The organism is Nocardioides sp. 31GB23 (assembly GCF_040012395.1).
GTDB classification, from domain to species: Bacteria; Actinomycetota; Actinomycetes; order Propionibacteriales; family Nocardioidaceae; genus Nocardioides; species Nocardioides salarius.
This window is the reverse complement of sequence record NZ_JBDYKJ010000004.1, coordinates 88,196-101,957: the sequence shown is the minus strand read 5'-3', so window position 1 is coordinate 101,957 and position 13,762 is coordinate 88,196. Positions and strand designations below refer to the sequence as shown.

Annotated in this window: 13 protein-coding genes and 1 pseudogene; 8 read left to right on the top strand and 6 right to left on the bottom strand. The window is 71.1% G+C overall.

Annotated features, from left to right (window positions below; all coding sequences use genetic code 11):
- The 6 genes from ABKW28_RS02315 to ABKW28_RS02290 form a co-directional block, all read left to right on the top strand.
- The coding region (locus tag ABKW28_RS02315; protein ID WP_348606090.1) for a transposase at positions 1 to 353 on the top strand (353 nt) is incomplete at its 5' end.
- Positions 354 to 387: 34 nt separating this feature from the next.
- Positions 388 to 1,029: a tyrosine-type recombinase/integrase gene (locus tag ABKW28_RS02310; protein WP_348606088.1), complete on the top strand. Its 642-nt coding sequence runs from the start codon at positions 388 to 390 to the stop codon at positions 1,027 to 1,029.
- A 115-nt stretch (positions 1,030 to 1,144) separates the two neighbouring features.
- Positions 1,145 to 1,654 (top strand): sigma-70 family RNA polymerase sigma factor, encoded by a 510-nt coding sequence (locus ABKW28_RS02305; RefSeq protein WP_348606086.1) that lies wholly within the window; start codon positions 1,145 to 1,147, stop codon positions 1,652 to 1,654.
- The gene (locus ABKW28_RS02300; RefSeq protein WP_348606084.1) at positions 1,654 to 2,355 is read left to right on the top strand and encodes a hypothetical protein; all 702 of its coding nucleotides are present in this window, start codon (positions 1,654 to 1,656) and stop codon (positions 2,353 to 2,355) included. The genes ABKW28_RS02305 and ABKW28_RS02300 overlap by 1 nt, the downstream gene beginning before the upstream one ends.
- Positions 2,356 to 2,530: 175 nt before the next feature.
- Complete coding sequence (locus ABKW28_RS02295; protein ID WP_348606082.1) at positions 2,531 to 3,139, top strand: hypothetical protein; 609 nt, start codon at positions 2,531 to 2,533, stop codon at positions 3,137 to 3,139.
- A gap of 262 nt (positions 3,140 to 3,401) precedes the next feature.
- Positions 3,402 to 4,412: an IS481 family transposase gene (locus ABKW28_RS02290; protein WP_348606080.1), complete on the top strand. Its 1,011-nt coding sequence runs from the start codon at positions 3,402 to 3,404 to the stop codon at positions 4,410 to 4,412.
- Between the two features lie 325 nt (positions 4,413 to 4,737).
- Here ABKW28_RS02290 and ABKW28_RS02285 read toward each other — a convergent pair whose 3' ends face one another.
- A complete protein-coding gene (locus ABKW28_RS02285) occupies positions 4,738 to 6,240 on the bottom strand; it encodes a recombinase family protein (RefSeq protein WP_348606078.1) in 1,503 nt (500 codons plus the stop codon).
- Between the two features lie 127 nt (positions 6,241 to 6,367).
- Between ABKW28_RS02285 and ABKW28_RS02280 the strand changes: the two genes are divergently transcribed.
- On the top strand, positions 6,368 to 6,844 hold the full coding sequence (locus ABKW28_RS02280; protein ID WP_204797113.1) for an Lrp/AsnC family transcriptional regulator: 477 nt from the start codon (positions 6,368 to 6,370) through the stop codon (positions 6,842 to 6,844).
- Positions 6,845 to 6,886: 42 nt separating this feature from the next.
- Here ABKW28_RS02280 and ABKW28_RS02275 read toward each other — a convergent pair whose 3' ends face one another.
- From ABKW28_RS02275 to ABKW28_RS02255, 5 genes and pseudogenes are all read right to left on the bottom strand, one after another.
- Positions 6,887 to 8,353 (bottom strand): lysine 2,3-aminomutase, encoded by a 1,467-nt coding sequence (locus ABKW28_RS02275; RefSeq protein WP_348606077.1) that lies wholly within the window; start codon positions 8,351 to 8,353, stop codon positions 6,887 to 6,889.
- Positions 8,354 to 8,432: 79 nt separating this feature from the next.
- Positions 8,433 to 9,062 (bottom strand): hypothetical protein, encoded by a 630-nt coding sequence (locus tag ABKW28_RS02270; protein WP_348606075.1) that lies wholly within the window; start codon positions 9,060 to 9,062, stop codon positions 8,433 to 8,435.
- A pseudogene (locus ABKW28_RS02265) lies at positions 9,059 to 10,470 on the bottom strand (amidohydrolase). The gene ABKW28_RS02270 and the pseudogene ABKW28_RS02265 overlap by 4 nt, the downstream one beginning before the upstream one ends.
- A 188-nt stretch (positions 10,471 to 10,658) precedes the next feature.
- The gene (locus tag ABKW28_RS02260; protein WP_348606073.1) at positions 10,659 to 12,137 is read right to left on the bottom strand and encodes an AMP-binding protein; all 1,479 of its coding nucleotides are present in this window, start codon (positions 12,135 to 12,137) and stop codon (positions 10,659 to 10,661) included.
- The gene (locus tag ABKW28_RS02255) at positions 12,130 to 12,891 is read right to left on the bottom strand and encodes an enoyl-CoA hydratase/isomerase family protein (RefSeq protein WP_348606071.1); all 762 of its coding nucleotides are present in this window, start codon (positions 12,889 to 12,891) and stop codon (positions 12,130 to 12,132) included. The genes ABKW28_RS02260 and ABKW28_RS02255 overlap by 8 nt, the downstream gene beginning before the upstream one ends.
- A 71-nt stretch (positions 12,892 to 12,962) precedes the next feature.
- Between ABKW28_RS02255 and ABKW28_RS02250 the strand changes: the two genes are divergently transcribed.
- Entirely contained in the window at positions 12,963 to 13,589 is a 627-nt protein-coding gene (locus ABKW28_RS02250; protein WP_348606069.1) for a TetR/AcrR family transcriptional regulator, read from the top strand.
- The last annotated feature ends 173 nt before the right edge of the window (positions 13,590 to 13,762 follow it).

Here is a 13,762-nt window from a genome sequence, read left to right as displayed (position 1 = left end):
TCGCCAAGACCGATCCACGCCTCCACCGCGCCTACCTGCTCAAAGAAGGTCTGCGCGTGGTCTTCCAGCTGCCCTACAACCAAGCCTGCGAGGCCCTCGATGCCTGGATCGCCTGGGCCCGACGATGCCGGCTTCCCTCCTTCGTCGAGCTGCAACGACGAATCACCAAGCACCGCACATCGATCCTGGCCGCCATCGAGCACGACCTGTCCAACGGACGCATCGAATCGATCAACACCAAGATCCGACTCATCACCCGCGTCGCCTTCGGATTCAGATCACCCGAAGCCCTCATCGCGCTGGCCATGCTCAACCTCGGCGGCCACCGGCCCACCCTCCCCGGGCGCACATGACCCACGGAAGAGACAGGAGAGCCACATTTTCGTGGTGCGCGGCAAGCTGCTGTCCAAGTCGCTGCTCTTCGACATGGCCCTCGCCGAAGCCTGCACCTCCGCCGGTCTGGTGGACTCGGCCGGCAAGGCAACGATCACCGCGCACCGGTTCCGGCACACCATCGGCACCCAGCTCGCCGAAGGCGGAGCCCGGATCCAGACCATCATGGCCGTGCTCGGCCACGCGACGCCGAACATGTCGATCATCTACTCGACCCTGTCGGACCCGACCGTCAAGCAGCAGTACGAAGACGCCCTCGACCGCCACCTCGGGCCGGACGTCACCCTCGCCGGCCCGGCCGCCGACGCCCTGCGTGAGCACAGCCTCGACCCCGAAGCGGTGTCCTGGCTAGAAACCAACTTTCTCAAGACCCAGCTCGAACTCGGCCATTGCCTGCGCACCCCAGCCGAGGGACCATGCGAGTGCGACCTCGCGTTGACCTGCTCGAAGTTCCTCACGACCAGCGACTACGCACCCCGGCTACGCGCCCGCCTGGAGGTCGAACAGCAGCTGATCGACGACGCCACTGCCCGCGGCTGGGAACGCGAGATCGAACGTCACACCGCAACCCGGAAGAGGATTGAGCAACTGCTCGACGAACTCTGCCTGAACTGGACCAATAGAGGCTCGGAATGAGCCCGGCTCTGCTGCGCTCAGCCGAGTCGGCGTGCACGACCGCTCACTTGGGCAAGATGTCTCGATGGGCAACTGGCGAGTCGGCGCAACAGCCGGACCACGATCGTACGTCTCTATGATTGTGGAAGACGATGTGTTCGCGGCCTTCGTGCGTCAGCACGCGGTGAGGCTGGCCCGCCTGGCACACCAGTTGACCCATGACCGTGAAGCGGCCGCCGATCTCGTACAGGATGTTCTGCTGGAGGTCTATCGGCGCTGGCCACAAGTGGATGGCGCAAGATCGGCGTACGCCTACACGCGACGAATGCTCGTCAATCGACACATTGACTCCGGCCGCCGCCGGCGGCTTATCACGCAGCCGTGGTCGGACGATGCTGAGGCCACCGCAGGATCTGAGGCCCAGCCGATCGACGCTCTTGCAGAGCGCGATCGGATCTGGCATGCCCTCGGACAGCTGCCTGCCCGGCAGCGCGCTGTCCTCGTATTGCGGCATTACGAGGCCTGTCCAGACGACGAGATCGCCGCGCTGCTCGGCTGTCGCCGGGCCACCGTACGCAGCCTCGCTGCCCGGGGCGCCGCCACCCTTCGTCCCCTTCTCGTCGAGCACACCGTCCAGGAGCACTGATGATTGAGCCCAGAGAACCAACTGACCGCGCCGAGTCCGTCGACACCGACGTCTTCCAGGCAATGCGCCACTACGATCGTCTCGCTCCTGACGGCGCGACGCTTGCCGAGCAGGTCCTCGCCCAAGTTCAGAGCGGGCAGACCGGCACAGCACGCAGGGTGCCCGCAGGTCTCGCCGCAGGTCTCGCTGCCGCGTCGGTGGTCGCGATCTTGGCGACGTCGTATGCCGTTACGAGTGGCGTCAACGATAACCGCGTTCCCGACCGGAGCCCGGCCAATTCGCTCGCCACAAGGCCTTCGGCGCCGGCCTCGACCGAGCCGACAAACACCAGTCCCTCCGACGCAGCCCTGCTCGACCCGTTGGCCTACCGCCTCGTCCTGGCCGAACCGCAATCAGACGGCACCGTCGCATCGACGATCACGGTAGCGAACCGCAGCGGCGAGCCGGTTACCGATCCGAGCTGTTTGCACAACGCGAACTACAACTTCGGCCTGGTTCCGCTTGATCAACCGGAGTCCACACTCGACGGCCTGGTGGAAACCAAGTGCGCGGGCGCTCAGGAGTTGGCTCCGGGCTTCAACACAACGTTCGAGGGACCGACGTTCAGCATCCGTGGACTGCGGGCTGGCGACTACTTGGCCACGATCGACTTCGGCGACGCCCGCAGCGAGCGGCTCGTGGCCCCTGTGACCGTCCCCTGACGCGAATTGGCAAAGCTTGACCGCCCCGACCTCCTTGACGCCCGATCTCGATACCCCCATGGGTGCGGGAAGCCAACAACATCTTCGGTGCTATTAACAGCAAGCGCGGCTGAGGTTCACCATCAGGCAACACTGTGACCTGACTCACAGGCACGGGGGATCTCGGAGGTGCGCTATGCCGCGTCTACCCATTCGACGAACCGCCACAGTCGTCGCGGTCGCAATCATCGCGGGCGGCGGCGCCGGCGTCGCGTTGGCCATGACGCCCAGCGACGACGACGAACCGGCAGCTCCACGATCTGCAGAGCAGGTCTACGACGCCTCGATGACTCTTCAAGAAGTCGCCAAGGCCGCCACCGGCCTACCCGGCGAGGTCGCCCCACCGTGCCCAAGCGAGGAATTGGTCACCAAGCTCAAGGGAGCAGAGCTGGAATTCGGGCCATGTGACCCGTTCCCAGAGGACGGTGCTCCGATCGTGCTCGCCCAGGATCCGGCACCGGAGGAAGCGCCCGGCGAGCAAAGTTGCCCATCGGTCCCCGGGAGCAAGGGCTACCCAGACCTCACGGTCACCATCCCGTGTGCAGTGGGCGCCACGATCATCGATGCCGTCCCGGTCGAGGGAGCGAACGGCCAGATGTGCATGACCCTCACCTACGTCGCTAGCAGCACTGCTAACCGCATCACCGAACGGCTCTGCCCGGGAGAACGACCGTCAGTCGGCGGCACAGCGGTCGGCGCGCCAATCAGCGGCGAAGCCCACGACCACGACACCCACGAGCACTAGGCCAAGGAGTTTCCGATGCGACGACTCTTCCTCATCGTCTTCACCGCCGCGGCCATGCTCGGAGCGGGCGCCACAGCCTCCCTCGGGAGTCACTCGACGCCGGACCACTGGCGAGACAATGACCCCGGCTACCCGAGATGTGATGACCAGGCACGTTGGTCGAGATCTTGCGACGACACGATCTGAGATCGTGGATGGGTGAAGGCCTCCCGGTGTGGAGTGGAGCTGTCTAAGGAACCGCTCCGCCACCAAGGAGGCCTTCGTGTCCCACGCTACCCATGCCAACGCGGCCCTGACCCCACGTGCCCGGCTTCGACTCGCACGCCTCATCGTCGACCAGGGCTGGCCACCGGCACGTGCCGCCGAGCGCTACGACGTCTCGTGGCGCACCGCGAAGAAGTGGGCCGAGCGCTACCGCGACGAAGGCCCGGCCGGGATGTACGACCGGTCCTCAGCACCTCACCACCAACCGAACCGGACCCCGGCGCCGGTGGTCCGCAAGATCGTGCACCTGCGCTGGAAACAACGGCTCGGGCCCGTCGAGATCGCCGACCGACTCGGGATGGCGTCATCGACCGTGCACGCGGTCCTGGTCCGCTGCCGGATCAACCGACTCACCCACATCGACCGGGCCACCGGCGAACCGATCCGCCGCTACGAACACGACCGCCCGGGCGACCTGATCCACGTCGACGTCAAGAAACTCGGGCGCGTCCCCGACGGCGGCGGCTGGCGCTACGTCGGACGCCAGCAGGGCAACAAACACCGCGCAGCGACCGCGGCCCGCACCGGTGCAGCCAAGAGCAAGTACCACCAGCCACTCGTCGGGACCTGCTACCTGCACACCGTGATCGACGACCACTCCCGCGTCGCCTACGTCGAGGCCCACGACGACGAGACCAAGGAGACCGCCGCAGCGGTGCTGCGCAACGCGGTTGCCTGGTTCGCTGAACGCGGAGTCACCGTGAAGCGAGTGCTGTCCGACAACGGCGGCGCCTACCGGTCGTTCCTGTGGCGCGACACCTGCACCGAACTGGGGATCACCCCGAAACGGACCCGGCCGTACCGGCCGCAGACCAACGGCAAGATCGAACGCTTCCACCGCACCCTGGCTGAAGGGTGGGCGTTCAAGAAGTTCTACAACTCCGAGTCCGCCCGACTAGCGGCCCTGCCAGGATGGGTCCACGAGTACAACCACCATCGGCCCCACTCGGCCATCGGGAAGCGCTCACCCATCAGCAGGTTGAACAACCTGGCTGGGCATCACACCTAGGCGAAGCCAGCCGCATCGAGCACGGCCGGGCTGCAGCCTGCACAGGTCGAAGGCCGGGGCGTTGCGCAGCCATCTTTGCCCCACTTGACGGAGCACGCCTGTCCACATAAGCGCAGACTGTGCGCACCGTGTGCGCACGCACAGGCCCGAGAGTCCCGGGGCCCCAGGGGCGCCGACGCCGGCAGAGCTCGCAGCCGCTCGGCGCTCCGTGTCCGAAGGCTGTCGGTGGCACGTGACAGCCTGTCAACGGACGGTCAGCCGCTGAAAGCGGGTCACCCGGCGAGCGGCACAGGAGTTCGCTCGCCGGGCCCCGTGACCGCCGCGCCTACTCGCCGGCGAACAGGCGCGCCCGCGCCTCCAGGTCTGGCGTCCGCTCCCACAGCCCGCTCCCGCCTGCCGCCGCGAAGGGATCGCCGAGGACCACGCGCTCAGGGTCCAGCCCCTTGCGACCCCGCTGGCCCGGCTTGATCCGCACCGGCACGAACCCGGTTGCGCGGAGGAAGTCACGCCGCTGCGCCACGTCCTCGTGGGTGTCCCACCACTCCTCGTAGGTCTGTCCGGTCTCGACGTGCTCCACCGTGGGCTGCACAGGCTGCGTGTCGAGCTGGTGGCGCCGCTCCTGTAGCTCTGCGATCTGGCCCGCGAGGGCGGCCACGTCGGCGCCCGGCTGTGCGATCTGCTGGCCCAGGTCGGTGAGGGCAGCGTTCACGCCGGCCAGCTCGGGCTCGTCGCGCACGGTCACGATCTTCTCGACCATGGGTGCGTGGCCCAACATGCCGAGCAATCCGTCACTGACCCACTCCTCGAGCAACTGGCAGTTGATGGACGAGGGGTGCGGGCAGGTGCGCCCGTCGGACCGGGCATGGCAGGCGTAGCGGAGCACGGGAGCCTTGTCCTTGGACACCCGACTCGTGGACACGCGCATGTTGCCGCCGCAGCCGTCGCACAGCACCAGCCCCGACAGGAGGCGCGTCGCTCGTTTTCGCCGCTCGCCGGCCGGCCTGGTGGCCAGCAGCGCCCGCAGCCGGTTGGCGTCCTCCAGGGGGAGCGCCGGCGCCCACGGCTGTACGGGCATTCCCGCAGAGTCGCGGACGACCGCACCGCGGTGCGTGATGCGGCCCAGGATGGCGTCTCCGGTGAGCACCACGCGCAGCGACGACAGCGACCACTCGGCCGCGCGTCGAGGCTTGGCGCCCCGGTCTCGGAGCAGCTGAGTGGCGCTGTAGAGGCTGCCGCCGCCCAGCACGTGGTCCGCGGCGGCACGCACGTGCGCGGCCTCTACAGCGTCCACCTCCAGCACCCGCCCCTGGCCAGACGGATGCGGCACCGATCGGTAACCGTAGGGGACTGCCCCGCCGGGGTGGCGGTGGTTGGTGGCGAGGTAGTCGCGCGCAGACTTCACGCGCTGCCCGATGGTGGACGACTCCAGCGCTGCGAACACCTGCAGAATCTCGACCATGGCCCGCCCCATCGGCGAGGTGGTGTCCAGTGGCTCGGTGCACGACACGACCTGCAGACCCTCGTCTAGCAGCGTGCCCATGTCCACGACGGACCGCGCGAGCCGATCGAGGCGCCACACCAGTACGGCATCCGCCTCCCCGGCCCGCACGAGCTCCCGCACGCGGCTCAACCCGGGGCGGTCCAGGCGGCGCTTGCTCGCGGACACGTCTACGTCCTGCACGGTCTCGACCACCTCCCAGCCGCGAGCGGCGGCGTACCGGCCGGTGATGTCGACCTGTCGGGCGATGCTGGTCGAGTCGTCAGCGTCGCGCGAGATGCGGACGTAGGCGGCAACGCGCAGACCGTCCTGGCTGCCGGCGGGTGTCATGCGCCCATGATGCAACTACGACGAGGCGGTGTCGAGGAGCATCAGGCGGCCGGGCTGCTGGGTCACCGGCGCAGTCTTGCAGGGGTCGTGAGGGCACCGCGACCCCGCCGGGCACTAGGGTGCAGGAGTGAGCCATCCCGGAGTCGAGGCGACCGACCGCAAGATCTTGGCCCTGCTGGCCCACGACGGCCGGATGTCCTTCACCGACCTGGGAAAGGCGACGGGCCTGTCGACGTCGGCGGTGCACCAGCGCGTCAAGCGGCTCGAGCAGCGCGACCTGATCCAGGGCTACGGCGCGACGATCAACCACGCCGAGATCGGGGTGCCGCTCGCCGCCTTCATCTCCATCCGCCCGATCGACCCCTCGCAGCCCGACGACTGCGCGGCCCGCCTCGAGCACATCGAGGAGATCGAGTCGTGCTGGTCGGTGGCGGGGGAGGAGTCCTACGTGCTGCTGGTGCGCTGCACCTCCCCGGCCGCGCTGGAGGACCTGCTCGCCCGGGTGCGCGCCGCGGCCAACGTCTCGACCCGCACCACCATCGTGCTGACGACCTACTACGAGAACCGCCCGGTCACCGGCACCGGCGAGGACCCGGAGGCCTGAGCCCCCGGGCCGTCGCAGCGCGCCGGGCGGGCTACAGGCCCGCTACCAGGCCTGCAGCGCAGCGGTACGCCGCGAGGCCTCCGCGACCTCGGCGGCCTTGAGCGCCGACTCGTCGAGCCGACCGTGCTCGGCCCACCAGCGCTGCCCGGCCTCGGGCAGGGTGTGGATCGGGTCGTAGTACTCGTAGGTGCGCTCGAGCGCCTGCGCGTCGTCGGCCTCGATGGAGGTGCGGTAGTTCTTGGTCCAGTAGGAGATGCCGCGCTCGGTGTCGTAGTCGGCCAGCTGGTGCACCCAGCGCTTGCCGACGAACGGGACGTCGCAGACGATGCGCGGCGTCGCGAAGCCCGGCAGGTAGCCCATGATGTGGTGCTGCAGGCGCTGGGCGTCGGCGACCGAGACCCGCCAGTGCTCCGAGAACGGGATCATGTCGCACATGTAGAAGTAGTAGGGCATCACCTGGGCGCCGTCGAGCAGCGCGAAGCACAGGTCGAGCAGCGCGTGCGGGTCGGCGTTCACGCCGTTGAGCAGCACGCCCTGGTTACGCACGTCGCGCACGCCCGCGTCGAGCATCGCCCGCGAGGCCTCGGCGACCAGCGGGGTGATCGACTGCGCGTGGTTGGCGTGGGTGTGGATGGCCAGGGAGACCCCGCGCGAGCGCGCCACGCCGGCCACCCGGCTCATCCCCTCGACGACCTCGGGCTGCAGCCAGTGCTGCGGCAGGCCGACGAGGGCCTTGGTGGCCAGGCGGATGTCGCGCACGTTCTCGATCTCCAGCACCGAGGTCAGGAACGCCTCGAGGCGGGGCCAGGGCATGTTGGCCACGTCGCCGCCGGAGACCACGACGTCGCGCACCGACGGGGTGCGGCGCAGGTAGTCGAGCATGTCGCCGATGCGGTCGTTGGGCTTGCCGGCGAACTTGAGCTTCTCGATGACCGGGGTCGAGTTGCCGACCAGGTCCATGCGCGTGCAGTGGCCGCAGTACTGCGGGCAGGTCGGCAGCAGCTCGGCGAGCACCTTGGTGGGGTAGCGGTGGGTCAGGCCCTCGGTGGCCCACATGTCGTGCTCGTGCAGCGAGTCGCGGGTGGCGTGCGGGTGGGAGGCCCAGTCGGTGCGGCGGTCGGAGAAGACCGGCAGCATGTAGTGGCGCACCGGGTCGGCGTAGAAGGCCTCGGTGAAGGAGCCCGGCCCGGCGGGCTCGGCGAAGGGCACCATCGTGTTGAGCATCTGCGGCGGCACCAGCATCGACATGGTGGCCCGCTCGGCCTGGTCGCGCTCGAGGTCGGCGTAGAACCGCTCGTCGAGCAGGTCGCCCATCAGCTCGCGCAGCTGGCGCACGTTCTTGACGCAGTGCGCACGCTGCCACTGCACCGAGGCCCAGTCGGCGGCGGTGACGTCGCGCCACCCCGGGAAGCGGGTCCAGTCGGGCTCGACCAGCTCGGGACGCCGGTAGGGGTAGGGCTGCCCGGTGGCGTCCTCGACCAGGAACGCGATGGAGGTCTCGATGCTCATGGGAGCAACGATGCCAGAAGGATCTGCGGGATGTCGAACGAAACGCCGCAAGATCTTTCGTCCGAGGGGCGGCCAAGAGTCAGGGCAGCGCGCTGGCCTCCAGCGTGCGTCGTACGACGGGGTCGTCGCCGGCCAGCCCGTAGCGGTGCTGGTAGGCGCCGCGGACGATGTCGGCGACCGGCGGCCGCACCCAGGCGCCCAGGGTGCGGCACATCAGCCGCATCGGCGGCGCGTGGCCCTCGAGGCCGCCGTCGTGCGGCGGGCGGTACTCCGCGACCGGCAGCAGCTCGCCGGCGTTGCGCTCGTAGAAGCGGATGCGGCGCTGGTGCTCGAGGACGTGGTCGGGGCCCAGGCCCGGCTCGTCGGGATCCTCGACGTCCCAGACCAGCAGCGAGCCGCCCTCGCGGGACAGCCGGGCGGCGAGCTGCTCGAGCATCGCCGAGCCGGTGCCGCCGCCGCGTGCGCCCACGGCGTAGTAGCGCAGGAACGTCCAGCCGGTGCCGCCGAGGGCGCGCACCACCGCCAGCCCCTCGGGGCGTCCCTGCGGGTCGAGGCGCACCAGCACCCGGTCGACGAGCAGGTCGTCGAAGGGGACCCGCAGGTCCTCGGGGAACGCCTCGTCGTAGATCTCCTGCACCAGCGCCAGCTGGTCGGCCGTCAGGGTCGCGGCCTCCACCAGCGGGTGGTCGTCCTGGGGCTGCACGATCATGCTTCCCACACCACCTCTCCTCCCAGGAAGGTACGCAGGACCCGGATGTCGCGGATCACCCGGGGGGAGACGGTCGCCGGGTCGTCGTCGAGCACGACGAGGTCGGCGAGCTTCCCGGGCGCGATGGTCCCCTTCTCGTGCTCCTGGTGCGAGGCGTGCGCCGAGCCGAGCGTGTACGCCGTGAGCGCCTCGAGGCCGCTGATCGCCTCCTCGGGGCCGCACTCCTGGCCGGAGTCGGTGCGCCGGTTGACCATGTCGTGGATGCCCTTCAGCGGGGTGCCGTCGACCACCGGGCGGTCGGAGCTGGCCGGCGCGGCGATGCCGGCGTCGAGCAGCGAGCGGTAGCGGTAGATCCACGAGGCCCGCTCCGGTCCGAGCGCTCGCAGCATGCCGTCGCCGATCTCGCCGACGAAGCGCCCCTGCGGCACCGGCACCACGCCCAGGGCCGCGGCCCGGGCTACCTGGTCGGGCCGCGAGACGCCGAAGTGCTCGATGCGGTGGCGCACGTCGGCGCGCGGCCAGCGCCGCTGGGCCTCGTCGTAGGCGTCGAGGACGAGGTCGATGGCGGCGTCGCCGATCGCGTGCGCCGCGACCCGCCACCCCGAGCGGTGCGCCCCGAGGATCCGCTCGCGCAGCGCGTCGGCGTCGTCCTGCAGGTAGCCCTTCTCGCCGGGGGTGTCGGCGAACTCGTCGGTCAGGGCGCAGGTGTGCCCGATCAGCGAGCCGTCGGAGAAGATCTTCACCGGTCCCAGTCGCAGCCGGTCGTCGCCGAGCCCCGTGCGGATGCCGAGGTCGAGCCCGAGCCCCAGGTCGTCGTCGACGTGGCCCTGCAGGGGGCGCAGCGCGTCGGCGGCCACCATCAGCTCCACGCGCAGCGGCAGCCGGCCCTGCGCCCGGGCCTCCTGGTACGCCGCCACCTCGACCGGGCTGCGTCCGATCCACCCGCCGCCCACGCCGGCCTCGACCACCGAGGTCAGGCCCTGGCCCAGGTAGACCTGCCCGGCCCGCTCGATCGCGTCGACCAGCCCGGCCACGGGGTAGGGGAGCACCAGGTCGTTGACCAGGTGCTGGGCCTGCTCCTGCAGCAGCCCGGTGGGCCGCCCGCTGCCGTCGACGACGACGCGCCCGCCGGGCACCTCCACCGCCGCGTCGCCCAGCCCGAGGTCGTCGAGCAGGGCGCTGCTGACCACGCACATGTGCCCCGAGGTGTGCCGCAGCCAGACCCGGCGGCCCGGTCGAGCCCGTCGCGGTCGGGGTGCGCACCGATCTTGTTCTCGTCGTAGCCGGCGCCGACCACCCACGCGCCGGGCGGCAGGTCGCGGGCCCGGGCGGCCACGGCGTCGTACAGCGCCTCGAGGCTGGGCAGGCGCAGGTCGAGCTCGTCGAGCGACTGCCCGAACCAGGCCATGTGGTTGTGGGCGTCGTGGAAGCCGGGGGCCACCACGGCCCCGTCGAGGTCGAGCACCCGGTGGGCGGCCACGTCGTCGTCGACGGCCACGACCCGGTCGCGCCAGATCGCCACGCTGCGGGCCACGTGGTCGCGGCCCGGGCCCTCCAGGGTGCGGACCCGCGCGTTGGTGAGCAGCAGGTCGGCCTTCACCGGGCACCTCCCACGGTGCCGGGCGTCGCGACGCGGGCGGCCTCGGCGCGCAGCCGGGCCTTCTCGACGCGGTGCGAGGCGGTGAGCGGGAGGTCGTCGCGCAGCGCCCAGCGGCTGGGCACCTTGAACGGCGCGAGGCGCTCCGCGCACCACCGCGCCAGCTCGTGCTCGTCGGCCCCGGGGGCCACCACGAAGGCCATCACCTCCTCGCCGCGCACGTCGTCGGGCACCCCGACGACGGCCGCGAGGCGCACGGCCGGGTGGGCCAGCAGGACCTCCTCGACCTCGACGGCGGCGATGTTCTCGCCGCTGCGCCGGATCATGTCCTTGAGCCGACCGGTCAGGTAGACCCGGCCCGCGTCGTCGAGGCGGGCCAGGTCGCCGGTGGGGAACCAGCCGTCGGCGTCGAAGGGCGGCTCCAGCCCCAGGTAGCCCAGCATCATCCCCGGGCCGCGCAGCCACAGCTGGCCCTGCTCGTCGAGACGGACCTCGCGGTGCGCGGCGGGGCGGCCCAGGCAGCCGGTGCCGACCAGGGCGGCGTGCTCGTCGGCACCCACGCGGATGTCGGCGCCGGTCTCGGTCATCCCGAAGGCCTCATACCAGCCCACGCCCCACCGGGCCTCGAGGTCGGCGTGCAGCGCCGGAGGGATGGCCGAGCACTGCACGACGCGCACCACGTGCTCGCGGTCGAGCGGGTCGGGCGGCATCCGCAGCAGCAGGGTCGGCATCGAGGCCAGGCAGTAGAAGTAGGTGACGCGGTGCTCGCGCACCTTGGCCCAGAAGGTCGAGGGGTGGAAGCCGTCGAGGACGACCAGGTGGGCGCCGGCCATCAGGGCGGCCGCGACGTTCCACTGGGGGTCGACGTAGTGGAAGGGCTGCGCGGTGAGCATCACGTCGTCGGCACCCAGGCGGGGGAACTCCTCGACCATCGATCCGCCCAGCGTCGTCCAGTAGCGGTGGGTCAGCAGGCAGCCCTTGGGCCGCCCGGTCGTGCCGGAGGTGTACTGCACGTTGACGACCGCGTCGGGGTCGTCGGCGGCGGGCGCCGGCTCGGCCGAGCCTTCCAGGTCCGCAGGGGAGAGGACCTCGACGCCGCCGGTGAGGTCGGCGGCGCTGCGCACCAGCTCGTGGTGCTCGGGTGCGGCGACCACCAGGCGTGCCCCGGAGTCGACGAGCACGTGGCCCAGGTCGTCGTGGCGGTAGCGCACGTTGAGCGGCACCGCCGCGGCGCCCAGCCGCTGCAGCGCCAGCCAGACCAGCGGCGAGTCGGCGGTGTTGCCGAGCATCACGCCCACGCGGTCGCCGGCGCCGACACCACGGGCGGCGAGGGCGGCGGCGTACGACGCGCTGGTCGCGGCGACGTCGCCGAAGCTCCAGGTCGTGCAGCCCCCGGCGCCCAGGTCGAAGGTCCAGGCGGGGCGGTCGGGCCGGCGCCGGGCGGCCTCCTCGAGGTGGGCGACGAGGGTCTCAGTCACGACCGAACCCCTCGCGCGGCGCCTCGCCCTCACCGGAGAGCGAGGTCAGCACGGCGTGCTCGACCTCGCGGCCCATCGCCTCCTCGAGGGTGGAGTCCAGCCCGCCGTCGAGCACCCGCTTGGCCAGCGAGAGCGCCAGCGCGGGGCGCTGGGCCATCCGCGTAGCCAGGTCCAGGGCGACCTCCTCGTGGGTGCCGCTGGGCGCCGCGCGCGCGACCAGCCCCATCGCGGCGGCCTCGCTGCCCGAGACCCGCTCGCCGAGCAGGAGCAGCTCCTTGGCGCGGGCCCAGCCCACCAGCACCGGCAGCAGCCGCGACACCCCGCCGGTGACCGACAGGCCGACCGAGACCTCGGGGAAGCCGAAGACGGCGTCCTCGGCGGCCACCACGACGTCGCAGGCCAGGGCGAACTCGCAGCCGGCCCCGAGGGCGTAGCCGTGCACCGCGGCCACGACGGGGCCGGGGAAGCGGCGCACCAGCCGGGTGACGTCCTGGATCTCCTCGAGCCGCTCGCGGGTCTGCAGCGGCGTCTCGACCGGCGGCTCGGCCTTGAGGTCGTGGCCGGCGCAGAAGGCGCGTCCGCGTCCCGCGAGCACCACCGCACGTGCGTCCTCCGCGAGGGCGCGCTCCAGCGCGGCCACCAGGCCACGGGTCAGCGCCTCGTCGACGGCGTTGAGCCGCTCGGGCCGGTTGAGGTGGACCAGCGCCACCCCGGGCCCCGCGGACCTGTCGTGGCTGTACTCGACCGGCTGCACCGGCGTCCTCCCTGCGTCCGTGGCCCGGCACCGCCGTGGCCTCTCGATCGATCGATCGATAGCATAGGCCCATGACCTCCTCCGGTGAACGCGTGCGCGTCGCGGCGCTCGAGCTCTTCGCCGAACGGGGCTTCCACGGCACCGGCATCCGCCAGCTCGCCGAGCGGGCCGGGCTCTCGAGCGCGTCGCTCTACCACTACATGGGCACCAAGGAGGACCTGCTCGTCGAGCTGATGCGCACGAGCCTGGAGCGCCTGCTCGACGCGACCGCCGACGTGCTCGCCACCCACGACGACGCCGTCCCGCGGCTGACCGCGCTGGTGCGGCTGCACGTCACCAGCCACGCCGAGCGCCCCCTGGAGACGCGCGTGGTCGACGACGAGGTGCACGCCCTGTCGCCCCAGCGCCGCGCCGACGTGGTCGCGCTACGTGACCGGTACGAGTCGGCCTGGCGCGAGGTCATCGACCAGGGGGTGGCCGAGGGCGCCTTCAGGGTCGAGTCGGCCGGGGTGGCTCGGCGCGCGCTGCTGGAGATGTGCAGCGGTGTCGCCCGCTGGTTCGACCCCGCTGGTCCCACGGCCCTGCCGGCCCTCGCCGAGCAGTACGCCCTGCTCGCGCTGCGCCTGCTCGGGGCCGACACGCGGACGGCCGTGGTCGGGGTCCGGCGTGTCGGGGACGACACGCCGTCACCGGTCTAGATTTCCTGGGCTTTCCGGTGCTCAGGGGCACCCCCCGTGACCTGCGGTTTTAGGCGTCTGCGCAGGTCAGCGTCTCCTTGACACCCCCTCGCGGCCCGCGCCAAGGTGGGCCGTCCGCTCGTGCAGATCGTGGTGAGCGGACCGACGTCCGAGTGGCCGTGTCGGAGGGTGGG

Excerpts from the sequence above, each read along its gene's own strand:
- ABKW28_RS02305 (WP_348606086.1), top strand. The coding sequence starts at position 1,145 with ATGATTGTGGAAGACGATGTGTTCGCGGCCTTCGTGCGTCAGCACGCG.
- ABKW28_RS02300 (WP_348606084.1), top strand. The coding sequence starts at position 1,654 with ATGATTGAGCCCAGAGAACCAACTGACCGCGCCGAGTCCGTCGACACC.
- ABKW28_RS02295 (WP_348606082.1), top strand. The coding sequence starts at position 2,531 with ATGCCGCGTCTACCCATTCGACGAACCGCCACAGTCGTCGCGGTCGCA.
- ABKW28_RS02285 (WP_348606078.1), bottom strand. The coding sequence starts at position 6,240 with ATGACACCCGCCGGCAGCCAGGACGGTCTGCGCGTTGCCGCCTACGTC.
- ABKW28_RS02275 (WP_348606077.1), bottom strand. The coding sequence starts at position 8,353 with ATGAGCATCGAGACCTCCATCGCGTTCCTGGTCGAGGACGCCACCGGG.
- ABKW28_RS02270 (WP_348606075.1), bottom strand. The coding sequence starts at position 9,062 with ATGATCGTGCAGCCCCAGGACGACCACCCGCTGGTGGAGGCCGCGACC.
- ABKW28_RS02250 (WP_348606069.1), top strand. The coding sequence starts at position 12,963 with ATGACCTCCTCCGGTGAACGCGTGCGCGTCGCGGCGCTCGAGCTCTTC.